This is a genomic window from Bradyrhizobium sp. GCM10028915, from assembly GCF_042666195.1.
Classification (GTDB): domain Bacteria; phylum Pseudomonadota; class Alphaproteobacteria; order Rhizobiales; family Xanthobacteraceae; genus Bradyrhizobium; species Bradyrhizobium canariense_D.
Genome location: NZ_JBHTFN010000044.1, coordinates 1,198,611 through 1,221,719, shown reverse-complemented (window position 1 = coordinate 1,221,719; position 23,109 = coordinate 1,198,611). Strand labels below are relative to the sequence as shown.

23 protein-coding genes are annotated in these 23,109 nt (G+C 64.3%); 12 read left to right on the top strand and 11 right to left on the bottom strand.

The features are described from left to right. The first annotated feature begins 83 nt into the window (after positions 1-83). On the top strand, positions 84-560 hold the full coding sequence (locus tag ACFQX9_RS26040; protein WP_051112981.1) for a MarR family winged helix-turn-helix transcriptional regulator: 477 nt from the start codon (positions 84-86) through the stop codon (positions 558-560). Here ACFQX9_RS26040 and ACFQX9_RS26035 read toward each other — a convergent pair. The 3 genes from ACFQX9_RS26035 to ACFQX9_RS26025 form a co-directional block, all read right to left on the bottom strand. Further along, on the bottom strand, positions 529-1,785 hold the full coding sequence (locus ACFQX9_RS26035; RefSeq protein WP_377791024.1) for an O-antigen ligase family protein: 1,257 nt from the start codon (positions 1,783-1,785) through the stop codon (positions 529-531). The genes ACFQX9_RS26040 and ACFQX9_RS26035 overlap by 32 nt on opposite strands. A gap of 180 nt (positions 1,786-1,965) precedes the next feature. Further along, on the bottom strand, positions 1,966-3,516 hold the full coding sequence (locus tag ACFQX9_RS26030) for an undecaprenyl-phosphate glucose phosphotransferase (RefSeq protein ID WP_377791023.1): 1,551 nt from the start codon (positions 3,514-3,516) through the stop codon (positions 1,966-1,968). Between the two features lie 120 nt (positions 3,517-3,636). Further along, entirely contained in the window at positions 3,637-4,770 is a 1,134-nt protein-coding gene (locus ACFQX9_RS26025; RefSeq protein ID WP_085353585.1) for a glycosyltransferase family 4 protein, read from the bottom strand. A 203-nt stretch (positions 4,771-4,973) separates the two neighbouring features. Between ACFQX9_RS26025 and ACFQX9_RS26020 the strand changes: the two genes are divergently transcribed. Continuing rightward, on the top strand, positions 4,974-7,250 hold the full coding sequence (locus ACFQX9_RS26020; protein ID WP_085353383.1) for an exopolysaccharide transport family protein: 2,277 nt from the start codon (positions 4,974-4,976) through the stop codon (positions 7,248-7,250). A gap of 183 nt (positions 7,251-7,433) precedes the next feature. On the opposite strand, the gene ACFQX9_RS26015 is transcribed toward ACFQX9_RS26020, so the two are convergent. After that, a complete protein-coding gene (locus tag ACFQX9_RS26015; protein WP_085353381.1) occupies positions 7,434-8,615 on the bottom strand; it encodes a GNAT family N-acetyltransferase in 1,182 nt (393 codons plus the stop codon). A gap of 126 nt (positions 8,616-8,741) precedes the next feature. On the opposite strand from ACFQX9_RS26015, the gene ACFQX9_RS26010 reads away from it, so the two are divergent. Next, complete coding sequence (locus tag ACFQX9_RS26010; protein WP_018455127.1) at positions 8,742-9,785, top strand: polysaccharide deacetylase family protein; 1,044 nt, start codon at positions 8,742-8,744, stop codon at positions 9,783-9,785. A gap of 21 nt (positions 9,786-9,806) precedes the next feature. Here the strand turns inward: ACFQX9_RS26010 and ACFQX9_RS26005 are convergent, their stop codons facing one another. Further along, complete coding sequence (locus ACFQX9_RS26005; protein WP_007603477.1) at positions 9,807-10,028, bottom strand: DUF2842 domain-containing protein; 222 nt, start codon at positions 10,026-10,028, stop codon at positions 9,807-9,809. 93 nt (positions 10,029-10,121) lie between these two features. On the opposite strand from ACFQX9_RS26005, the gene ACFQX9_RS26000 reads away from it, so the two are divergent. Continuing rightward, the gene (locus ACFQX9_RS26000; protein ID WP_377791022.1) at positions 10,122-11,204 is read left to right on the top strand and encodes a COX15/CtaA family protein; all 1,083 of its coding nucleotides are present in this window, start codon (positions 10,122-10,124) and stop codon (positions 11,202-11,204) included. Positions 11,205-11,217: 13 nt separating this feature from the next. Here ACFQX9_RS26000 and ACFQX9_RS25995 read toward each other — a convergent pair whose 3' ends face one another. The 4 genes from ACFQX9_RS25995 to ACFQX9_RS25980 form a co-directional block, all read right to left on the bottom strand. Continuing rightward, positions 11,218-11,562 carry a hypothetical protein gene (locus tag ACFQX9_RS25995; protein ID WP_247385784.1) on the bottom strand — a complete coding sequence of 115 codons (345 nt, stop codon included), beginning with the start codon at positions 11,560-11,562 and terminating at the stop codon, positions 11,218-11,220. A 121-nt stretch (positions 11,563-11,683) separates the two neighbouring features. Then, positions 11,684-12,964, bottom strand: coding sequence for an O-acetylhomoserine aminocarboxypropyltransferase (locus ACFQX9_RS25990; RefSeq protein WP_085353375.1), 1,281 nt, complete (start codon positions 12,962-12,964; stop codon positions 11,684-11,686). A gap of 137 nt (positions 12,965-13,101) precedes the next feature. After that, entirely contained in the window at positions 13,102-13,686 is a 585-nt protein-coding gene (locus ACFQX9_RS25985) for a CoA-binding protein (protein ID WP_018455123.1), read from the bottom strand. 117 nt (positions 13,687-13,803) lie between these two features. After that, positions 13,804-14,628: an enoyl-CoA hydratase gene (locus tag ACFQX9_RS25980; RefSeq protein ID WP_204511362.1), complete on the bottom strand. Its 825-nt coding sequence runs from the start codon at positions 14,626-14,628 to the stop codon at positions 13,804-13,806. An 86-nt stretch (positions 14,629-14,714) separates the two neighbouring features. On the opposite strand from ACFQX9_RS25980, the gene ACFQX9_RS25975 reads away from it, so the two are divergent. From ACFQX9_RS25975 to ACFQX9_RS25950, 6 genes are all read left to right on the top strand, one after another. Beyond that, on the top strand, positions 14,715-15,143 hold the full coding sequence (locus tag ACFQX9_RS25975) for a PaaI family thioesterase (RefSeq protein WP_007603483.1): 429 nt from the start codon (positions 14,715-14,717) through the stop codon (positions 15,141-15,143). A 157-nt stretch (positions 15,144-15,300) separates the two neighbouring features. Continuing rightward, positions 15,301-15,765 carry a 50S ribosomal protein L13 gene (gene rplM / locus ACFQX9_RS25970; RefSeq protein WP_018455120.1) on the top strand — a complete coding sequence of 155 codons (465 nt, stop codon included), beginning with the start codon at positions 15,301-15,303 and terminating at the stop codon, positions 15,763-15,765. A gap of 1 nt (position 15,766) precedes the next feature. Continuing rightward, complete coding sequence (gene rpsI / locus ACFQX9_RS25965) at positions 15,767-16,246, top strand: 30S ribosomal protein S9 (protein WP_377791021.1); 480 nt, start codon at positions 15,767-15,769, stop codon at positions 16,244-16,246. 229 nt (positions 16,247-16,475) lie between these two features. Further along, a complete protein-coding gene (locus tag ACFQX9_RS25960) occupies positions 16,476-17,708 on the top strand; it encodes a diguanylate cyclase (protein ID WP_018455119.1) in 1,233 nt (410 codons plus the stop codon). Between the two features lie 57 nt (positions 17,709-17,765). Next, positions 17,766-18,002 carry a hypothetical protein gene (locus tag ACFQX9_RS25955; RefSeq protein ID WP_018455118.1) on the top strand — a complete coding sequence of 79 codons (237 nt, stop codon included), beginning with the start codon at positions 17,766-17,768 and terminating at the stop codon, positions 18,000-18,002. Between the two features lie 98 nt (positions 18,003-18,100). Then, positions 18,101-18,397, top strand: a complete 297-nt coding sequence (locus tag ACFQX9_RS25950) for an antibiotic biosynthesis monooxygenase (RefSeq protein WP_018455117.1) — start codon at positions 18,101-18,103, stop codon at positions 18,395-18,397. A 6-nt stretch (positions 18,398-18,403) separates the two neighbouring features. Here the strand turns inward: ACFQX9_RS25950 and ACFQX9_RS25945 are convergent, their stop codons facing one another. Beyond that, the gene (locus ACFQX9_RS25945) at positions 18,404-19,540 is read right to left on the bottom strand and encodes an AI-2E family transporter (RefSeq protein WP_039799329.1); all 1,137 of its coding nucleotides are present in this window, start codon (positions 19,538-19,540) and stop codon (positions 18,404-18,406) included. A gap of 136 nt (positions 19,541-19,676) precedes the next feature. Here ACFQX9_RS25945 and ACFQX9_RS25940 point away from each other — a divergent pair, with 136 nt between their 5' ends. Further along, the gene (locus ACFQX9_RS25940; RefSeq protein ID WP_085353583.1) at positions 19,677-20,381 is read left to right on the top strand and encodes a hypothetical protein; all 705 of its coding nucleotides are present in this window, start codon (positions 19,677-19,679) and stop codon (positions 20,379-20,381) included. Between the two features lie 90 nt (positions 20,382-20,471). Next, positions 20,472-21,245: a gamma-glutamyl-gamma-aminobutyrate hydrolase family protein gene (locus ACFQX9_RS25935; protein ID WP_018455114.1), complete on the top strand. Its 774-nt coding sequence runs from the start codon at positions 20,472-20,474 to the stop codon at positions 21,243-21,245. A 318-nt stretch (positions 21,246-21,563) separates the two neighbouring features. Here ACFQX9_RS25935 and glnA read toward each other — a convergent pair whose 3' ends face one another. Next, a complete protein-coding gene (gene glnA, locus ACFQX9_RS25930) occupies positions 21,564-22,973 on the bottom strand; it encodes a type I glutamate--ammonia ligase (protein ID WP_007603494.1) in 1,410 nt (469 codons plus the stop codon). Positions 22,974-23,109 lie beyond the last annotated feature (136 nt).

The following is a 23,109-nucleotide window of genomic DNA, read 5'->3' as shown; positions in this document are numbered from 1 at the left end:
AGATATATATCGACTAAGATACGAGGTTTGCCTTGTCAAGGACGAAGGCGCGCGCCGCGCTGCTGCAGGAGCTCGAGGAGGCGATGCGCAGGTCGTCCGCGCAGGGCGTGCTTTATGGCCAGACCGTTGCGAACGTTGCCGGAATCGCCAATTCCGACCTCGAATGCATGGACATCCTGTACCTCGAAGGCCGCGTCACCGCCGGCCGGCTCGCCGAAGTCACGGGGCTCACGACCGGCGCCATCACCGGCGTGGTCGACCGGCTCGAAAAGGCGGGCCTGGTCCGTCGTGAGCGCGACGATGCCGATCGTCGCAAGGTCTTCATTGCCGTCGTGCCGGAGGCGATCGAAAGGCTCGGCCAGTTCTACGTGCCGATGCAGCAGGCGATGGAGAAGGTTTTTGGCGGCTATTCCGACCAGGAATTGCGCCTGCTGCTGCGCTTCGCCAATGAGGGCTACAAGGGCGTGCTCGCGGCGACCGCGGCGCTGAAGGGCCTGCTCGACACGCCGCCGGAGAAACGCCCCGATCTCAAGCTGAAGAAGCTTCGTCGCCAGACCTAGCCTTGTAGATCTGTGCAGCCGCGATCATGCCCCACATCGCGCCCAGCATCATCCAGAAGTGCCGCCAGTGGTCGGTGTCGATCACGAAGCTTTCGCCGACGGTGCCGACGAAGGCGGAGAACACCGCCAGATAAGCGCGCTGCCAGGGCACGGGCACGAAGATGTGCCTGACACCCATGATGACGGTCGTGAAGACCAGCGCGGGATAGCAGATGCCTGACAGCCAGCCGCCGGACATGAAGGCGTTGAGATAAGAGTTGTGGGTGTCCTCGGGGAAGAAGCGGTGGAATTGCAGCGGGCCGATGCCGAACGGCAGGTCGAGCGCCATCTCCGCTCCCAGGATGTGCCGGCCGAACCGGCCGAACCTGCCTTCGTCGTAGCTCTGGTCGAAGCTCGCGCGCTGCTTGAACATTTCGGCGGTGGAATCGAACGACATCAACACCGCGATCAGCGCGAGGCCCAGCACCGCGGCCAAAATCGCCATGACGATGATGCGCGAGCGCTGCGCGTTGGTGCGGCTGGTCAGCACCATCAGCGCCAGCATGAAGGCGGATGTCAGCACCAGCCCGCCCCAGGCGGCCCGGGAGAACGCGAGCAGGATCGCGAGCGACATGATGCCGAAGGCGATGACGTTGCGGAGGGCCTTGCCGAACTTGTCGGAGACGACGGTCTGCAGCGAGAACAGCGCCGGCAGGATCAGGAAGGCGCCGAGCACGTTCGGATCCTTGAAGGTGCCGCGCGCGCGTCCGTACAGTGTCAGGAGGTCGTCGCCGCCGGGAACCAGGTGGAAGTAGCCGGCGACCGCCGACAGCGAGGCGACCATCGCGCCGATCACGAGCCCGCGGCGGAGCATGTCGAGCCGGGCAGCGGTGTCCTCCGACGTGACCATGGCGAAGAACACGACCGTCACCGCCATGTACCAGGAGGTCGCAATCCAGCTGACCACCTCGGACTGCTCGAACAGCGGGATCGCGCTGATCGTATAGCCGATATTGAGCAGGACCAGCATCAGCACCAGCGGCATCAAAGCGAGCCGCAGACGCAGTCCGGTGGCGAAGAAGGTGACGGTGGCCAGCAGCGTCACGATCTCGTAGGGGCTCGGCTCGATGAACACGATCGCGCCGGAGGCGCCGACCAGCCATACCAGCGCGCGCTGGAGCGCCAACACGCCGGGCGCGGCCCGAACCGCTGCATTCATCTCCCCGGCTGTTGCCGCATACGCCATCACACGCTCACACGTTTACGCAACTGGTACGCCACAAATACCGCTGTCATCGCCCGGCTTGACCGGGCGATCCAGTACTCCGCGGCGTCTATTGCGGAAACGGCCGGCGCCGCGGAGTACCGGATGCCCCGCCCCAGTGCGCAACAGCGCACAAGGAGGGGCATGACGGAAATATTCAACTCAATACGCGTTCTCGTTCTTGGTCAGCAGCGAGATCGGCGTCTTCAGCAGAATGACGAGATCGAACAGCACCGACCAGTTCTCGATGTAATAGAGGTCGAACTCGACGCGCTTCTGGATCTTCTCTTCGTTGTCGATCTCACCGCGCCAGCCGTTGATCTGGGCCCAGCCGGTGATGCCGGGCTTGACCCGGTGGCGGGCGAAATAGCCGTCGACGGCTTCGTCGAACAGGCGGCTCTGCAGCTTGCCCTGTACCGCATGCGGACGTGGGCCGACCAAAGAGAGATCGCCGGAGAAGACCACGTTGAAGAGCTGCGGCAGCTCGTCGAGGCTGGTCTTGCGGATGAAGCGGCCGACGCGGGTGACGCGCGAGTCGTTCTTGGTCACGACCTTCGAGGCCGTCGGATCGGCCTGATGATGGTACATTGAGCGGAACTTGTAGACGTCGATGCGCTCGTTGTTGAAGCCGAAGCGCTTTTGGCGGAACAGCACGGGTCCGGGGCTGTCGAGCTTCACGGCCAGCGCTACCAATCCCATCACCGGCAAGGCCACGAGCAGCGCGAGGGTGCCGACCATGCGGTCGAACAGCCATTTCATCACCAGGTCCCAGTCGGTGATCGGCGCCTCGAACACGTCCAGCGTCGGCACCTGGCCGATATAGGAATAGGAGCGGGGGCGGAAGCGCAGCTTGTTGGTGTGTGCGGAGAGGCGGATGTCCACCGGCAGCACCCAGAGCTTCTTCAGCATCTCCAGGATGCGCGTCTCGGCGGAGATCGGTAGCGCGAACAGCACGAGATCGACGCGGGTGCGGCGGGCGAATTCGACGATGTCGTCGACCTTGCCGAGCTTGCGCGCGCCGGCACAGGTGTCGAGCGCGCGGCTGTCGTTGCGGTCGTCGAACACGCCGAGCACATGGATGTCGGAATCCTCCTGCTGCTTCAGCGCCTCGACCAATTGTTCGCCGTTGCGGTCGGAGCCGACGATGATGGTGCGGCGGTCGAGCCGGCCCTCGCGCCCCCAGGCGCGCACTAGCGAGCGCAGCACCAGACGCTCGCAGAGGAGCGCGGCGAGCCCGAGGACGTAAAAGGCGGCAAGCCAGAGCCGCGATATTTCGCTGCCGAACTTGGCGAAGAAGGAGATGCCGATGAACAACAGGAAGACGAACGACCAGGACGAGATCATCCGCGTCATCTGCCGGAGCTGACCGCGGAACAACTGCACCTGATAGATGTCGGCGGCCTGGAAGCAGACCACGGCGGAGACCGCGACGGCGATGATCTGCGCGGGATAGATCCAGCTGAAGGAGCCGGCGTGCGGCATGACATAGCCGAGATAGAGTACGATGCCGACGAGGCTCAGCAGCGCGAAATCGGCGAGGCGCACGAAGCCGGTGATCACGATCGGCGAATAGGCGCGGGCGACCTTCTGGTTGACGACGTCGAGCGCGGCGGCCGAGAGCCGTTGACGCCGCTCCACAAAGGGCCGGTCAGCCGGCTTCGCCGCGGCGCTGGTCGCGGCATCGAGCATCGAGCGTGCGTTGAGCGGTTCCACGGGCGTCCACGTCCATTCCAAAAACCCGCGGGCCGCGTCCTTGCGTCCCGGGCGAGTATCCCCTGGCGCTTGGGTTATCGGACAAATCGGAAGATTCTCTAAAGCGGGTCTTAAGAATGGTTAGTGATTGGTAAATGCGTCGCGATAGCCCGCGAGCACGCCCTCGACCATCGCCTGCTGCGAGAAATGCGCGGAGATGCGCTCGCGAAGCGACAAGGCGCGCTGCGCTGTTCCCAGCGGATTGTCGAGCGCGGCCGCGATCGCCTCCGCCATGGCTTCCGCGTTGCTCGGCGCAAACAGCGCCGGGTTCTCCGCGCCGAAAATCTCGAGAATGCCGCCGATCTTGGACGCAATCATCGGTATCCCGGCGGCACCGGCCTCGATCACGACATAGGGCATGGAATCGCCACGCGAGGGAACGACCAGCAGCCGCCCCTTGGAAAAGCCGTAGCGTGCCTTGACGTGACCGATGAAGCGGATGGCGCTGGAGAGGCCGAGCCTCTCGACTTGCGCTTTGAGCGCCGCGGTCTCCTCGCCGTCACCGCCGAGCGTCAGCGTGACCTTCTTACCGCCCTCGTGCAGGCGCGCCACCGCGTCGACCAGCAGATCGGCGCCCTTGATGTGCCTGAACTCACCGACATAAGCGAGGTCGGTGGCGTCGTCGGCCATGACGACAGGTTCGAATTCCTCCGGCGTCACGCCGTTGAAGACGCAATGCACCACGCCCTTCGGCTTGCCGACGATGCGCTGATAGGTGTCGCGGGCAAACGCGCTTTCGAACAGGAACAGGTCGGTCGCATCCATCAGCGCACGCTCGAGCCGCGCGTAAAACTCGCCCTTGAGGGTGTTGAGGGGATAATGCAACGAGCCGCCATGCGGGGTGTAGATGCGGATGGTGTCGTCGGATCGCCGCCGCATCCGGATGAAAGCGCCGGCCTTGGCGCCGTGGCCATGCATGACGTCGGGCTTGAGCGTGGCGATCAGGCGCCGCAAGCGAAACCAGACCAGGACATCGTCAGGCGACGGTTCGCGGCGGATCGCCATCCGGTGCACGCCGAGCTTCAGCCGCGGTGCGAGCTCGGCAAGGGCCTTGTCGGCGCGCTCACCGCCGGTGAGACTGTCGGCGAGAATTCCGACGTGATGGCCACGATCGACCTGGCCGTTGGCGACGTCGAGGATGTGGCGGAAGATGCCGCCGACCGGAGCGCGCACGGCGTGCAGGATGCGAAGCGGCTGGTCGGGAGAGGGGGGCATGATCAAAACCAGCGCTCGACGGCGAATGCTCGAACAATCTGACGAAATATCGAGACGGATTAAGAGGCCTCGTGGTTAACAAACGGTGACGGACGCACCTGCGCGAGCCGCCCGACGCTGCGATTAACCCAGCGGCAACCTTAATGGAGTGTAATCGCCCTGGTTGAGGTAGGTTCGTGGCGTTGCGCCTGCGGGAGTGTTCGATGCGTTTAGCGTTCTGGCGTGCCGGCAAGGACAAGGCGGTGGTCAAGCGGGCTGTCTCGAAGGCAGCAGCCAAGCGGGCTGAACTCGAGCCCAGCATTGAAGCAAAGCCTGCGCCCGTTGCTCCGCGGTCGGCGCCAGTCGAATCCGGCGACATCGACCTGCACGCGCTCGGCGCGGCATTGGCGCGCAAGCGCGGCTGGATCATCGTTCCGACGGTGCTGGCGCTCGTCGCATCCATCGCAATCGTCAATCTCATCACGCCGCGCTACAAGTCTGAATCCCGTATCCTGATCGACGGCCGTGAGAACGTGTTTCTGCGGCCCAATAGCGATCGCGCCGAGGAACGGCAGGCGCTCGACGCCGAAGCCGTCACCAGCCAGGTGCAGCTCGTGCTGTCGCGCGATCTCGCGCGCGAGATCATCAAGAAGAACAAGCTTGCGGAGCGGCCCGAGTTCGATCCGGTGCTGCAAGGCGTTTCGCCGCTGAAGTCTCTTGCGGCGCTGGTCGGCATCGGCCGCGATCCGTTCTCGATGACGCCGGAAGAGCGGGTGCTGGACGCCTATTACGAGCGCCTCCAGGCCTACGCCGTCGACAAGTCACGCGTCATCGTGATCGAATTCCAGTCTGCCGATCCCGATCTCGCCGTGCGCGTCGCCAATTCGATCGCCGACGGCTATCTCGTGCTCCAGCAGGATGCGCGCCAGGACCAGGCCCGAAACGCCAGCCAGTGGTATGCCGGCAGGATCGATGAGCTGCGACGGAATGTCTCCGAGGCCGAAGCGAAGGCCGAGGACTTCCGCTCCAAGTCGAGCCTGTTCGTCGGCACCAACAACACGACGCTATCGAACCAGCAGATGGGCGAGGTCAACACCCAGCTCAACAATGCGCGCGCGCTCAAGGCCGATGCCGAGTCCAAGGCGCGCCTGATCCGCGAGATGATCCAGAGCGGCAAACCGATCGAATCGTCGGAAATTTTGAACTCGGAATCGATGCGCACGCCTTCGCAGCAGCGCGTGGCGTTGCGGGCCCAGCTGGCCGAGCAATCGTCGACGTTGCTCGGCAACCATCCGCGCATCAAGGAGTTGAAGGCGCAGCTCGCCGACCTCGACACCCAGATCCGCGACGAGGCCGCCAAGCTCGCCCGCACGCTCGAAAACGATGCGCGTGCCGCCAGCGGGCGCGTTCAGGAATTGTCGGCGAGCCTCGAGCAGCTCAAGAAGCAGGCGACGGCCACCAACGGCCAGGACGTGCAGCTCCGCGCCCTCGAGCGTGAGGCCAAGGCGCAGCGCGACCTGCTCGAAACCTATCTCGCGAAGTACCGTGAGGCCAACACCCGCGAGACCATCGACACCGCGCCGACGGATGGCCGCATCATCTCGCGCGCCGTCGTCTCGAACACGCCGGCCTACCCGAAGAAGCTGCCGATCGTGCTGATCGCGACGATCGCGACACTGCTGCTCTCGTCGGGCGTCGTCGTCACCGGAGAGTTGTTGCGCCAGACCGCGCCCCGTGCGGTGGCGGTGTTCACGCCAACGCTCATGCGGGCGTCGGCTCGCCAGGAACAAATCGTCCAACCGGTGGTCGTCGAGCCCTTCGCCGATCCGGTCGTCGACCCGGTCATGGCAGAACCCGCGCCGCTGCAGCCGGAGATGACGGCCGATGCCGATGTCGCCGAATTCGCGGAGATCGAGCATCTGGCCGACAGCCTGCGCGCCGCCGGAGCCATGGCGAAGAAGGTCACGGTGCTCGGCACTGCGAGCGGCGAAGCCATCACGCTGTCGACGCTGACATTGGCCCGGCACCTGGCGCGCGATGCGCGGGTCGTCGTGGTCGATCTCGCCGCGTCCTCGCCGACCATGGCCGCCGTGTCCGTCGATGCCTCGGCACCCGGCCTCGCCGAACTGATGCAGGGCGAGGCGTCGTTCGCGCAGATCATCACCCGGGACAAGCTCTCGCGGCTGCATCTGGTCATGGCAGGCCGCCCCGGCTTCGATCGCAGCCTGTTGCAGTCGCCCCGCGTGACGCTCGCGATCGACGCGCTGCTGCGCGCCTACGACCACGTGCTGCTCGATGCCGGCAGTGCCTCCGACCTTCCGGCGGAGCTCCTGACGGCGAATGCCCGCGCCGTCGTCGTGCCCGACGCGTCGATGGCGCCGGATGCGCGCGCACTGATGTGCGAGCAGCTCAGCGCCGTCGGATTCAATGAAGTGACGATGCTGAACAGACCGGTGCAGCCGTCGGATGCGAGGGACGCGCCGCGCGTCGTGGCGGCGTAGGCGTTTCTTACCCTCTCCCCCTGTGGGAGAGGGTGGCTCGCCGCGATAGCGGCGAGACGGGTGAGGGGTCTCTCTCCGCGCGTGCCTCTCGCATTTTGACTTGCTGATACAACCCCTCATCCGGCGCTTCGCGCCACCTTCTCCCACAAGGGGAGAAGGTGGGCAGTCGTGCAATGGCGAGAGCTACCCGAACGCTCGCCGCAGCCGCTGCGCCAGGTCGAACAACATCTGGTTCTGTTTCACCAGCCGCTTGCCGTGGCTCAGCGAGGACATCGCCATGGCCGCGAGCTTTCCGCGTGACGTCAGCGGAACGAAACTGTCGAAGATGTCCTGGTCGTCCTTGCAGAACATCCGCTTGTACTCGTCCGAGCCGATGCCGAGGTCGAGCGAGCGGTAGCCGCGCTCGGCGCAGCGGTCGATGATGTAGCGCATCAGGATCAGCCCGGGGCTGTAGCGGGCGTGCTCGGACATCGTGTAGGTGTTGAACATCATCGAGAAGCGCTGGCCGTCGGCGACGCCAGCGAAGATTGCGATCACCTCGTCGTCGCATTCGAGCGCGTGGATGTCGATGACGCGGCCGTCGCCGCGTGGTGCAAGGCAGGCGCTGCGGACGAATTGCTCGACGCCGGGCTCTGCGAAGACGTTGGGCAGCTTCTGTTCGGCCATCCGAGCCGGCTTGATACGGAAGAACCAGTCGAGCAGGCGGGTGATGTCCGCATCGGTGGTCGCCAAATGATAGCGATAGCCGGCGAGCGCCTGGAGCTTCTTCTCCTTGCTCTTGAGGCGGCGGCGGAAGGAGTTGCTGATCCGCGATGCCGGCGGACCGCCCGGTTCCATCGTGAGCAGCGGGCAGCCGTTGATCGCGCTTTGGCGTGGCAAATGCGCGAACGGGTTCTGCTGGTCGTTCCAGTGCAGCGGCTGCTGCGTCAGTGCGAGCACGTCGGCATGTTCGTTGAGCGGCGCAAGCAGCGCGTCGAGATCACCGCTGGCGACCTGCGCTGCAAATTCGGCGTTCCACAAGCCCATGTTGAAGGTCGTATGCTTGCCGCCCATGAAGCAGGCGGTGCGCACGCCGTGGCTTTGGCGCAGCGAGAGCGGCAGCAGCAGCAGCGGCCGATGCTCGGAGTCGCGGGCAATGACGATAAAGGGGCGGGCGCGTTCCTGCTCGCCGACCAGACGCTGCCAGGGACTGAGCAGATCAAATCGCTGATAGGGCGTGAAGAGATGACCGGGCTGCTCGAAGGCGCGCCAGACGGCCTCGGCCGCGCCGAGATCGGTCACGATATCGACATGCGCGATGCGGCCCGCTTTCGACTGCGCTGGCAATTCTGCCGTCCGGCTTTGCATCGCCGCAGCCATGGTCATTCGCGAACCTGTCGAGAAATCAAAAATATGCGTAATTCGGCCTGTGGCCGACCTTTGCAAAGAAATGTCAACAAAGGGTAATGACTATAAGAGGGGACCGGCCGCCGACGGGCGCGAGGTGGGACATTGGCATCCGACGACAGATGGCTGGAACGGCTGCGACTTGAGCTGACCTGGTTCACGGGCCAGGCTGCGCTGCGCAGTCGTGGAGCCGGCGCCATCCTGCGCTTTGCGCATGTGCGGTCGCGCCGGCGCGGCGGGTTTCAGCCGCTGCGCGAGAACGAGATCACGCCGCATTTCCTCGATCGCGCCATTCGCGCGCTGAAGCGGTGGAACTATGATTTCGTCGGCATGGACGAGGTCTGCCGGCGCGCGGTGACGCTGTCGGAACAGCGGCGCTTCGTGGCACTCACCTTCGACGGCGCCGGCAAGGATCTGATCGACTTTGCCTATCCGGTGCTGGCGCGCCACGCCGTGCCCTTCACGATCTATGTGCCCACGGCGTTTCCCGACGGCGTCGGTGAGGCCTGGTGGCTCGGACTCGAACAGGTGATCGCGCGCGAGAGCCGTGTCAGTCTCTTGATGGGCGAGAAGGAGCAGCGCTTCACTGTGACTGGCAACGCGGAGAAGCAGGCGCTGTTTTCGTTCCTCGAGGCCTGGCTGCGCTCGCTGCCGCCGGCGGATGTGTCGGCTGCGATCGCAGACCTCTGCACGCGCTACCGGGTCGACCTTGCCGCGCTCTCACGCGAGGCATCGATGAATTGGGAGGATCTGGCAAGGCTTTCGGCCGATCCGCTGGTGACAATCGGCAGTGCGACCGTGAACTATCCCGTTCTCGCCAACATGAAGGATGCGGCCGCACTGCGCGAGATGACGATGGGCAAGGCGGTGGCGGAGGCGGCCTTCGATCGCGACATCCGGCATCTCGCCTTTCCGTTCGGTGATCGCGCCTCGTTCCGGCGCAGCCATGTCATCATGGCGGAGGAGGCGGGCTTTGCCAGCGCGGTGACGACGATCCCGGGCGTGGTGGACGCGGAGGGACGCACCAATCTGCGCGCGCTGCCGCGCATTTCCTGGGACGGCCGGGTGCGCTCGCTGCGCATGATGCGGGTGCTGGTGTCGGGGGTCGCTTTTGCGCCGGTGAAGCCGACTGGCACTGCTGGGACCTAGAAGCGCTACGAACTGGAAGCGCTACGAACTCGACTTGGCCCGGTCCGGCCGCTGCATCCAGCTCACGATCGGCATCGCCGGCAGCACCCAGCCCATGCCGACCACCACGTAGTAGATCGCCTGCCGCCAGCCGGATTCGGCGATCCACGGCATCTGCGCCAGCGCCATGCCGAGCAGTGCCCAGACGGTGGCGAGCACCAGGAGCAGGATGGTGCCGAGGAACTTGCGAGTGCGGATCGTCATGACGGAATATCGCGGCTTTCGCGTAACTTGCGCTGCGGGAGCGGGGGACTATAAGGGGCACGCAGTCCGGTTCAAGCTCTGGTTTTGCCTCGAATGACGACGAATTCCGCCCCGTCCGAGCCGTATCGCGCCGTGCGCTGGTGGCTGATCTCAGTGGCTGCGCTGATCGCGCTGATGGTGCTGGTCGGAGGCGCAACGCGGCTGACGGAATCCGGGCTCTCGATCGTCGAGTGGAAGCCGGTCACGGGCAGCGTGCCGCCACTTTCGGAAGCGCAGTGGACGGCGGCCTTCGAGGCCTACAAGACGATCCCGCAATATCGCGAACTCAACGCCGGCATGAGCCTGTCCGAGTTCAAGGAGATCTTCTGGTGGGAATGGAGCCATCGGCTGCTCGGCCGTTTCATCGGCGTCGCCTATCTGTTGCCGTTCCTGTTCTTCCTCTGGCGCGGCGGCCTGTCCGGTGAGTTGAAGCGGCGGCTGTGGCTATTGTTTGGGCTCGGCGGCCTCCAGGGCGCGGTCGGCTGGTGGATGGTGGCCTCGGGGCTGTCCGAACGCGTCGAGGTGTCGCAATATCGGCTGGCGACACATCTTATGCTCGCGCTCGTGATCTTCGCCGGCATCGTCTGGACGGTGCGGCGGCTCGCCGGGCGTCCGCAGATCGCAGCATCGTCGCGGCTGCGCTTTACCAGCGCCTTGCTCCTCGCGGTGACCTTTATCCAGATCTATTTTGGTGCTCTGGTTGCGGGCCTGCGCGCCGGCCGCGCCTACAACACCTGGCCGCAGATCGACGGCGCGTTCATTCCCTCAGGGGAGCGGCTGTGGTTCGAGACGCCGTGGTGGCGCAACATGTTCGACAATGTGCTGACGGTGCAGTTCGAGCACCGGATGACGGCCTATGCGCTGTTCGCGCTGGCGGCGTTGCACACGTTCGATGCGGTCCGTTCACGCGCGGGTTCTGCGGCAAGCGGCGCGCTCTTGCTGCTGGGCGCGGTCAGCCTGCAAGGCGTGCTCGGCATCCTCACGCTGCTCAACCAGGTGCCGATCGATCTCGCGCTCGCGCATCAGGCAGTTGCGATCGTGGTGCTGACGCTTGCGGTGATGCAGACAGAGCGGCTCGCGCCGCGTGGCGCAACCGAAGCGCAGCCGCGCGCCGTTCCCGTCGGTCAGGCCGGCTGATCGGATCTGCTCTTCAGCAATAGCCGTAGATGCCGCACGAGTAGGGCAGGCGCCAGAAATAATCGACCTGCTTCCCGCCGTAATACGCGCCCTGGTAATCGTAGTCCCAGGGGCGGCCGTAATAGCCCGGCAGCGTGTGCGACCCCGGCAGCAGTGGCGTACCCGGTAAATTGCGGACGTAGCTGCCGATGCCGTAGGCCGGCGAGATCAGCGCATCCGGATCGGTCTCGACATAGACCTGCGGCGGCTCCTGCGGCGGAGCGGCGGCCCGCCGCCTCGGCGTGGCCGGCAGATCGGCGGCGAACGCAGCTGAGACTGTCAACATCGCCGCAAGGGCAGGCACCATCCAGCGCAGCATCGTCGGCTCCGAATCAAAGGGGGCGATCCAGTGACGATGTATGCGGCAGATATGGTTAATGACTGTTAACTGGAGCCGGACTCCCGGGGCACATCAAAGCGCCCCGGAATGTCCAGGACAGCTACGTGCCCAGTGCCTGTTCCAGATCGGCGATCAAATCTTCCTTGTCCTCGATGCCGATCGAGAGCCGCACCACGTCGGGGCCGGCGCCGGACTTGACCTTGGCGGCGTCGTCGAGCTGGCTGTGCGTGGTCGAGGCCGGATGGATGACCAGCGAACGGGTGTCGCCGACATTGGCCAGATGCGAGAACAGCTGCAACTTCGACACCAGGCTGACGCCGGCATCGTAGCCGCCCTTCAGGCTGAAGGTGAACACGGCGCCGGCACCCTTCGGCGCGTATTTGCGCGCGAGCTGGTTGTACTTGTCGCTTGCAAGGCCCGCATAGTTCACCGCGGCCACCGCCGGATGGCCGGCGAGGAATTCGGCGACCGCTTTCGCATTGTCGCAGTGCTTCTGCATGCGCAGCGGCAATGTCTCGATGCCGGTGAGGATCATGAAGGCGTTGAACGGCGACAGCGCGGGTCCGAGGTCGCGCAGGCCGAGCACGCGGCAGGCGATCGCGAAGGCGAAATTGCCAAACGTCTCCTGGAGCCGGATGCCGTGATATTCGGGCCGCGGCTCCGATAGCATCGGATATTTGCCGCCTGTCGACCAGTCGAAAGTGCCGGCATCGACGATGATGCCGCCGATCGAATTGCCGTGGCCGCCGAGAAATTTCGTCAGCGAGTGCACGACGATGTCGGCGCCGTGGTCGATCGGGCGGATCAGATAGGGCGAGGCCAGCGTATTGTCGACGATGAGCGGTACGCCCGCCTTGCGCGCCACCGTCGAGATCGCCTCGATGTCGGTGATGCTGCCGGCGGGATTGGCGATGGACTCGATGAAGATCGCTTTCGTGCGCGGCGTGACCGCGCGTTCGAAGCTCGCGATGTCGTCGGGATCGGCCCACACCACGTTCCAGCCGAAGCTCTTGAACGCGTGGGTGAACTGGTTGATGGAGCCGCCATAGAGCTTTCGCGCGGCGATGAACTCGTCGCCGGGCTGGAGCAATTGCTGCAACACCACGACCTGCGCGGCATGGCCCGAGGCCACCGCCAGCGCGGCCGTGCCGCCTTCGAGCGCCGCGACGCGCTCTTCCAGCACGGCGTTGGTGGGATTGCCGATGCGGGTATAGATGTTGCCGAACGCCTGCAGGCCGAACAGAGAGGCGGCGTGGTCGGCATCGTTGAAGACGAACGACGTCGTTTGATATATCGGAGTCGCGCGCGCACCGGTGGTGGGATCGGGCTGTGCACCGGCATGCACGGCGAGGGTCGAAAATCCCGGAAGGCGATCGCTCATTGAGGGCGTCCTGTTCTCGTGGTCTGAAATCGCGCGGCATGCTGATTGGCGCCGCGGCTGCCGTCAAGGCGCGGCTTCACATCGGAACGATCGTGCTACGCATTGTCGCGTTCGCGAATGAAACCTTCGCAATTGCGTCAGCTTTGCTCGGTCTTGTTTTTGGCGGCGCGGTCCGATGCCGCAGTGTCGCCGCCGCCGACACTCATCCGATTGAGGGATAGCCGCATGCCCTGCGTCGGTACCGGAGCGCGTTTGGAGCTCAGCGTGCGCGAATTGACGCCCATCCACGAGATCTCCGACGACAGGCGGCCATATTCGATCTTGGGGCAGCGGTTCATCACCACCTTGATACCGACCGATTCCGCCTTCAGCGCCGCCGCATCGTCGCGCGCCCCCAACTGCATCCAGATCACCATCGGCAGCGGATCGAGCGTGAGGGCTTCCTCGACCACCGGCATGATGTGGCTGGAGTTGCGGAAAATGTCGATCATGTCGACCGGACGGCCGATGTCGGACAGCGAGGCGACGAAGGGTTTTCCGAGCAGCTCCTTGCCGACATGGCCGGGATTAACCGGAATCATGTCGTAGCCGCGCTGGGCCAGATATTTGAACGCGAAATAGCTCGGCCGCACGTTGGCAGGCGAAGCGCCGACCATCGCGATCGACTTCACGTTGTTGAGGATGCCCCGGATGTAATTGTCGGGATAGGCGTCGTGGTTCATTGGCTCATCTTTTCGGGCTCATCTTTCGCCGTCATTGCGAGGAGCGAAGCGACGAAGCAATCCAGTCTGTCTCCGAGGAGGGATTCTGGATTGCTTCGCTTCGCTCGCAATGACGAATTACTCATCCCGCCATGTCGGCGTGCGCTTCTCGATGAAGGCGCCAATGCCTTCCTCGGCGTCGCGCGCCATCATGTTCTCGGTCATCACCTCTGCCGCATAGCGATAGGCATCTGCAAGGTTCATCTCGGCCTGGCGGTAGAACGCCTCCTTGCCGAGCTTGACGGTATAGGCGGATTTCAGCGCGACCTGTTCGGCGAGCGCAATGGCGGCATGGCGCTCGCTGCCGGCGGCGACGACACGATTGACGAGCCCGATCTCGCGAGCGCGTGCGGCCGGGATCGGCTCGCCTGTCAGCAACATCTCCATCGCCTGCTTGCGCGGCACATTGCGCGACAGCGCCACCATTGGCGTCGAGCAGAACAGGCCGATGTCGACGCCCGGAGTGGCGAAGTGTGCTGCTTCCGAGGCGATCGCGAGATCGCAGCTGGCCACGAGCTGGCAGCCGGCGGCAGTGGCGATGCCCTGAACGGATGCGACCACGGGCTTGGGCAGGTGCACGATCGCCTGCATCATCGCGCTGCAGGCGGTCATCATCTCGGCGAAGAAGGCACGGCCGCGATCCGGGTCGCCGCGACGCGCGGTCAGCTCCTTCATGTCGTGGCCGGCGGAGAAGGCGGGACCGTTGGCCGCGATCACGACGCCGCGGACGGACTTGTCGTCGCGGATCTCGTTGAGCTCGGCATGCAGGCTTGCGATCATCGCCGCCGACAGGCTGTTGCGGGCGGCCGGGCGGTTCAGGGTCAGGACCGCGATAGGGCCGACGGTCTCGCGCAGCAGGATCGGCAGTTGCGGGGAGGGGGCGCGGGCGGCCTGGACGGACATCAAAGCGTTTCCGGTTGGATTATTGCGATTGGATGACGCAGATAACTTAATGTAACAGGGGACGTGAAGCGAGGGTGAGGGGCAGCATGGCGTTAGCGAAAATGAGCGTGGCGGAGCTCGAGCAGTTCCTCCGCAACGAGTTTCCCCAGGCCTTCAGCGGCGACGACATCACGATCGAGAGCGCGGACGGTCAGGCCTGCCTTTTGCGTCAGCGCTATAGCGAAAAGATGCTGCGGCCGGGTGGAACCGTGTCCGGCCCGACCCTGATGGCGCTCGCCGATTTCGCGATGTACGTGGTGCTGTTGTCCGCGATCGGGCCGATCGGGCTCGCGGTGACCACCAATCTCAACATTAACTTCCTGCGCAAGGGCCAGCCCGGGCAGGACGTGCTGGCGGAGGCGCGGCTGCTCAAGCTCGGCAAGCGCCTCGCAGTCGGTGAGGTGAAGCTATTGTCCGGCACCTCGCCCGATCCGATTGCGCATGTCACCTCGACCTATTCCATTCCAAACGTTTGAACTTTTTACGGGTATCTTAATACCATATTTCCAAGTCGTTGATATTTAACAAGTAAATTCCGCCTTTGGGCATTGACCGCGGCGCCTCTGTTCTCTAGAAAACCGCCAGTCCGGTGCGGTGTTCGCGCCGATGCTCCCCGTTCACGGAAACTCTGACATGAAAACCTTTTCGGCAAAGCCGGCTGAGGTGACGAAGAAGTGGGTACTGATCGACGCCAAGGGTCTGGTCGTCGGCCGTCTCGCCACCATCGTCGCCATGCGCCTGCGCGGCAAGCACCTCCCGACCTACACCCCGCACGTTGATTGCGGCGACAACATCATCATCATCAACGCGCAGCATGCGGTTCTCACCGGCCGCAAGCGCGAGCAGAAGACCTATTACAAGCACACCGGCTATGTCGGCCACGTCAAGGAGCGCACCGCGCGCCAGATCCTCGAGGGCAAGCATCCCGAGCGCGTGCTCGAGAAGGCCGTCGAGCGCATGATCCCGCGTGGCCCGCTCGGTCGCGTCCAGATGGGCAACCTCCGCGTCTATGGCGGCGCCGATCATCCGCACGAGGCCCAGACGCCCGAGAAGATCGACATCGCCAAGTTGAACCGCAAGAACACGAGGGCCGCATAACATGGCCGAATCCATCCAGTCGCTCGACCAGCTCTCGCAGCTCAAGACGGCGGCCGCGCCCGACGCGCCCAAGCACGAGAAGAAAGTCGACAAGTTCAACCGCGCCTATGCCACCGGCAAGCGCAAGGACGCGGTCGCCCGCGTCTGGATCAAGCCAGGCGCCGGCAAGGTCACGGTCAACGCGCGCGAGGTCGGGGTCTATTTCGCCCGTCCCGTGCTGCGCATGATGATCGAGCAGCCGTTCTCCGTGGCCGCGCGGTCCGGCCAGTATGACGTGATCTGCACCGTCGCCGGCGGTGGTCTGTCCGGCCAGGCCGGTGCCGTCCGTCACGGCATCTCCAAGGCACTGACCTATTTCGAGCCGGAGCTGCGCACCGTGCTCAAAAAGGGCGGCTTCCTCACCCGCGACTCCCGCGTGGTCGAGCGCAAGAAGTACGGCAAGGCCAAGGCCCGCCGGTCCTTCCAGTTCTCGAAGCGTTAATCGCATCGGTCGCATTCGTCGCGAAAGCGGCTTCAATGAGATGCAAAAGGGCGCTGATTTCAGCGCCCTTTTTGCTGTTCGTTTGTATGCAAATTGATGGCGTGTTTCCTGAAAACTTGGGCTCGCATGAAAACCTGAATGGAACCCGCGGGACATAGCGTCGCTTTTGGAAGGGCGCGCAAATCGGTTGATCCGATCGCGTAACTGCTATGTCTAGAAGGGGGCCGACATGATGTCGCTCGATAGCATCACGCTCTATTTGGTCGCCACCATGGTCGCCGCACTGCTCGGCGCCATGATGGTGTTTTTCGGAAGGCAGGAGAATAGCGCTGCGCTGAAATGGTGGGGCACCGCCTATCTCCTCGGCGCCGCATCGGTCGCGCTCTGGACGGCGGCGGGCGACAGATTGGGGCCGCATCTTTACCTTGCGCTGAACGCGGTCGGCTTCGTCGCGTGCGGCATGGTGTGGAATGCGGCGCGCGTCTTCCACGGCCGCAAGCCGAATTGGCCGGGTCTCCTGGTCGGCGCGCTCGCCTGGGTCGCTGCCGCCACGTTGCTCGATCCCGCCGCGTCCATGCTGCGCATGATCGTCGGCGCCGGCATCGTGTCGGTCTATGCGGCGTTGACCGCCAGCGAGCTCTGGGTCGAGCGACGCAAGAGCCTGCAACGGCGCTGGCCGGCCTTCGTGGTGCCGGTGATGCACGGCTGCGTCTTGATGCTGCCGATCGTGCTCGGCAGCTTCCTGCGTCCGCACGATGCGGGTTTCGCCAGCAGCATCTGGGTCACCGTGTTCGCGGTCGAGCTCGTGCTTTATGCCGTCGGCACCGTGTTCGTGATCTTCATGCTGGTGTCCGAGCGCACCGTCACCGCGCACCGGACCGCCGCCTCCACCGATCCGCTGACCGGCATGCTCAACCGCCGCGGCTTCTCGGAAGCCTGCGGGCGCGTGATCGAGCGCGAGGCAAAGGCCGGACGTCCCGTGACCGTGATGATCTTCGATATCGATCATTTCAAGTCGATCAACGACCGGTTCGGCCATCCCGCCGGCGACGAGATGCTGAAACTGTTCTCGACCGTCGTCGTCAGCAATCTGCGCATCAGCGACATGTCGGGTCGCATCGGCGGCGAGGAGTTCGCCGCCCTCCTGCCGTGTTCGCTCGAGGAGGGCGTGCTGGTCGCTGAGCGCGTGCGCGAGGCCTTCGAGACCTCCGGCGTCGTCGTCGACGAGGGCCCGGTCGACACCACCGTCAGCATCGGCGTCGCCGGCGGTCCGGCCGGCACCGAGCTCGAAGTGCTGCTGGCCTCGGCCGACACCGCGCTCTACCAGGCCAAGCGCGGCGGCCGAAACCGCGTCGAGTCGGCGGAGGAGCTGCCACTGTCGCTGGAGAACTGGCGCCGCCAGAGCGCCGCGCGGATCGGCGTGCCCAACACGCAGTCCAAAGCGCAGCCGGCGACCGCCTAGGCAAAGGAGGCCTCGCGGTAATCCCCTGTTTACCATTCGATCCCTACCATTGCGGTCATGGAATCGATCCGTCGACAGAACCCGCAGACCGCCTTGATGTCGCTCGAAGCCGCGGCGACTTCGGCACGCGGCGGCTTCGCGTGCCTGTTCTCGACCGCGGACGAATACGAGAGCGCGCTGATCACCGAGCGCCGCGCCCAGGGGCGCTACACGCAAGGCCGCAATTACTGGCCGCTCGCGCTGTTCGCCGGTTGTGCGCTGATGGTGGTGGGCACCGTTCTGCTGCTCGCCTGAGTGATCTGCATTCTTGGAAGCAGGGCGCCGTTTCGGCGCCTTTTTCTTTGTCGCGGGCTGCGGTAGACACGCCCATCGAACAAAATGGGTGGAAACAGATGATCACCGAGATCGCGCAAATCGACGTCAAGCCGGGCAGCGAGAAGGATTTTGAGGCCGCCGTTGCCAAGGCGAAGGCCGCTTTCGGCCGCTCCAAGGGTTTTCACGGTTTCGAGCTGCACAAGTCGATCGAGAAGCCGCAGCGCTATCGTCTGATGGTGAAGTGGGAGACGCTCGAGAACCACACCGTCGATTTTCGCGGCTCCGAGAATTTCACCGAATGGCGCGGCCTCGTCGGCCAGTATTTTGCGGCACCGCCTGAGGTGGAGCACACCGAAACCGTGCTCATCACCTGAGGCGGCTCAGGCCGCCTCCGCCAGAGGCGGCGCTTCATACGTCTTGAAATGGTCGATCACGACTTTGGCGATGGCGACCAGTGGCAGCGCCAGCGCCAGGCCCCAGATCCCGAACACGACGCCGAGCAGGATCTGGAACGCGAACAGCGTGGCCGGCGGAATGTCCAGTGCCTGCCGCTGCAGCAGGGGCGTCAGCACGTAGCTCTCCATGGCGTGGACGCCCATGAAGAGGAGAAACGCCGACAGCGCCGGAATCCATCCTGAGGCGAGGCTCGCCAGCACGACCACGACGCCGGCTATGATGGCGCCGACGGTCGGAATGAAGCCGAGCAGTCCCGCCTGAATCCCGAGAATGAAGGAGCCCGGGATGCCGATGATGAGAAGCCCGATCCAGGTTACCGCGCCGACCGCGAGCATGACGATCATCTGTGCGATCAGCCATCGTTCAAGTGTCTCGCTGACGCGGTCGATGATGACGGCCGTGCGCGCGCGATGTTTTGCAGGCGCGATGAACAGCAATCCCTCGCGATAGACGCTGGGTTGGGCGGCGAAGGCGACTCCCAGAAACAGCACGATGAAGATGTTTCCCACGCCGTGGATGGTGCCAAGCAGCAGCTTGAACGTCTGGCTCACGATCGCCCCGCCGCTGGAGGCAAGGGCGCCTGCGCCGGGTATTGCCCCGCGCGACGCCGTGCCGGCCGACGGCGTCGGCTCCGGTTGCGCGTCGGGAGACGAACCGGGTCCGGAGCTCCCGAAATCGAAGAAGCTGGTGTCGATGCCGTGATTGTCCAGGAATGATTTGACGTTGCCGATCTGGGATTTGATGGTTTTGCTGAGTCCCGCCGCCTGATCGGCGATGGTGGCGCCGCCGAGATATGCGATGCCCGCGAGCATCAGCGCGAGGGCCAAGCAGACGATCGCGAGCCGCAGCGTATGCGGAAGACGCGCGTGCCGGCCAAGCGCGTTGGTCAGCGCGTTGAGCCCAAGGCCCAGCAGCACCCCGGCGAAGATCAGGAGCAGGGTGGTCGCGAAGTACCAGGAGAACGCGAGCAGCACGGCGAACAGCACCACACCGATGCCGCCGACCGAAATGCCCCAAGCCAGATCAAAACGGGTCGGGGGTCGTTCATTCGGGAATGTGATCACGCAATGGCCTTTAGGTGGAACGGGGGGCACTCTTTCGACAAACACGCTTTTGATCAAGACCGCGTCAACGCGCTGGTTTGACGCTGCCGTATGAACGGTGCAGACCGACGAGGAGAGAACAGGTGGGGCGCGCTTGAGTTTCATCAGCAAATGGGTGGGTCTGCTCGGGCTTCTGGCCGTGCTCGTGATTGGCGACCAGATCCGGATCAATCGGCCCGGTCACAAATATCGCCTCGGGGTCGAGGTGACGACGCCTGACGGGATCAAGACCGGGTCGGGCATTCTGTCCGTCGTGCCCGATCGCGGCTATAGCCGGGGCGGCCGCACCACGATGCGCGGCGAGGCCGTGTTCGTCGACCTCGGCCGGGGAAAGAATGTGGTGGCATTGCTCGCGCATCAGCAGGGCGCGAAGCTCGATCTCGACGACATCAACTATGTCGCGCTCCGCGCTTATGGCGCTGCGCGAGGCAACCGCGTCTCGTTCAACGAGCTCAACCGGCAGACCGGCGTCGTCGCGGTGCAGGGCGACCTAATGCCCACGCTGGTGAGCTTTGGCGATCCCCTGGACCCTACGACCGCGCGCCTTGTCGCCGGCGACCATGTGGAGGCGGTGCTGGGCGACGGTTACGCACTCCGTGGCCTTACCGCCGAAATAGTGCCCAACGGGCTTTGGCCGATCGATTTCGGTGGCGCGCTCGGGGAGCCCGTGACGCGCGGAATCGAGACGAAACTGCCCTGGTTGGCTGCGCCGGGCGACCCGGCGGCGACCGCGCTGAAGACCGCCGGCCTGCCCCTTGGCGGCGCGATCGTGGCCCGGGAGGCATTTGCGCGAAAATAGCATTGCCGTCCCGCGTACCCTTCTGTTGAATTTGTTCCACCCCAGGGGCATGTTTGGAGAATCGTCTTCGGCGAGAGGTCTGAACGGGAGATGAGAAAGCCGGTCGTCGGCGTGATCGGGAACGCCCATCGCGTTGAGAATCGATTTCAGGTCCAGATGGTCGGCGAGCGTAATCTGCGCGCCGTGGCCGAGGTTTCCGGCGGTCTGCCGGTGATGTTCGCGGGCTCGCCCGACATCACCGATATCGGCGCGCTGCTCGATACCGTCGACGGAATCGTGCTCACCGGCGCCCGCGCCAACGTCCATCCGACCCGTTTCAACGTCGATCCGTGTGAGGCGCACGAGCCCTACGACATCCACCGCGACGAGGTGGCGCTGGCGCTCTCGGTCGCCTGCGTTGCCCGCGGTATCCCGCTGTTCGGCATCTGCAGGGGCCTCCAGGAGATGAACGTCGCCTTCGGCGGCTCGCTGCATCCCGAGATCCGCGAAATCCCGGGCCGCATGAACCATCGCATGCCAAGGCTTGAGAATGGTGAGATCCATCCCGACCCGACAGTGGTGTTCGCCGATCGTCACGACGTCGATCTGACACCGGGCGGCGCGTTCGCGGAATTGCTCGGCTGTGACAAGATCAGGGTCAATTCGCTGCACGGCCAGGGCATCCTCGATCCCGGCAAGCGCGTGCTGATCGAGGGCATTGCCGAGGACGGCACCATCGAGGCGATCCGCATCGCGGAAGCCAAGACCTTTGCGCTCGGCGTGCAATGGCACGCCGAATACGACCCGCAGCACAATCCGATCAACCGAAAACTGTTCGAGGCGTTCGGTCAGGCCATGGTGGCGAAGCAGCGCGCGGCGGCGTAGCTGCGGGGCTGCGCCGAGGCCTATAAGGCTATCGATCGTTGCGACCGGCGGCGGAGGATTGGCGATTTTCGCAAACAGGCACGAGAACTAGTCTCCAGGATGGATTTCGCGGCGCTGAATGCATCCTGCGAATTACCAACAGCGCTCGCGATCTCTCGGGCGCAATAAACCAGATATCAAGAATTGATGCGCGCCAGTTTTCTCGATTCCGATTCGTTCTTTGAGAACGAAATGGAGTCAGACGCAGAACGAAACTCGATGACCACAAAAAAGGCGCCCCGAGGGGCGCCTTTCGTGCGTCGTGGTCGTTCGGGCCGCCTAGCCCGAATAGTACATCTCGAACTCGACCGGGTGCGGGGTCATTTCGAAGCGGGCGACTTCGGTCATCTTCAGCTCGATATAGGCGTCGATGAAATCGTCGTCGAACACGCCGCCGTTCTTCAGGAAGCCGCGGTCCTTGTCGAGGTTTTCGAGCGCCTCGCGCAAGCTGCCGCACACCGTCGGGATCTGCTTCAGCTCTTCCTTCGGCAGATCGTAGAGGTCCTTGTCCATCGCCGGACCCGGATCGATCTTGTTCTTGATGCCGTCGAGGCCAGCCATCAGCATCGCGGCGAAACCGAGATAGGGATTGGCGAGCGGATCGGGGAAGCGCACCTCGACACGCTTGGCCTTCGGCGAAGCAGTGTAGGGGATCCGGCAGGAGGCCGAGCGGTTGCGCGCGGAATAGGCGAGCAGCACGGGAGCCTCATAGCCCGGGACCAGACGCTTGTAGGAGTTGGTCGACGGATTGGTGAAGGCGTTGATCGCCTTGGCGTGCTTGATGATGCCGCCGATGTAGTGGAGGCAGGTCTCCGACAGGTCGGCGTATTTGTTGCCGGCGAACACCGGCTTGCCGTCCTTCCAGATCGACTGGTGCACGTGCATGCCCGAGCCGTTGTCGCCGAAGACCGGCTTCGGCATGAAGGTGGCGGTCTTGCCGTAGATGTGCGCGACCTGGTGGATGCAGTATTTGTAGATCTGCATGTGGTCGGCCATCAGCGTCAGCGTGTCGAACTTCATGCCGAGCTCGTGCTGGGCGGAGGCGACTTCGTGATGGTGCTTCTCGACCTTCACACCCATCTTGGCCATGGCGCCGAGCATCTCCGAGCGCATGTCCTGCACGGAATCCTGCGGCGGCACCGGGAAGTAGCCGCCCTTGGTGCGGACACGATGGCCGAGATTGCCGCCTTCATATTCGGTGTCGGAGTTGGTCGGCAGCTCCGAGGAGTCGAGGCGGAAGCCGGTGCTGTAGGGATTGGCGGAGAAGCGCACGTCGTCGAACACGAAGAATTCGGCTTCGGGGCCGACGAAGACGGTGTCGCCAACGCCCATCGACTTCACCATCGCCTCGGCCTTCTTGGCGATGCCGCGGGGATCGCGGTTGTAGGGCTCGCCGGTGGTCGGCTCGAGCACGTCGCAGGTGATGACCATGGTGGTCTCGGCGAAGAACGGATCGATCGTCGCGGTCACCGGATCGGGCATCAGGCACATGTCGGACTCGTTGATCGCCTTCCAGCCGGCGATCGATGAGCCGTCGAACATCGTGCCTTCGGCGAAAATGTCCTCATCGATCATGCTGATGTCGAAGGTGACGTGCTGCCACTTGCCGCGCGGATCGGTGAAGCGCAGGTCGACGTATTTGACGTCGTTGTCCTTGATCGATTTCAGGACGTCTTTGGCGGTCTTCATGCATACCCCTTTTGGCTCTGCGGGTCGGTTTCCAAACTTCGAGCGACCGTGTTCACGCTTCTTGAGGCGCGCGAGGCACAAACAAAACGAGGCCGCCGAAGCAGCCTATTTCTTGTCAGAATGTCGCAAAATGCGG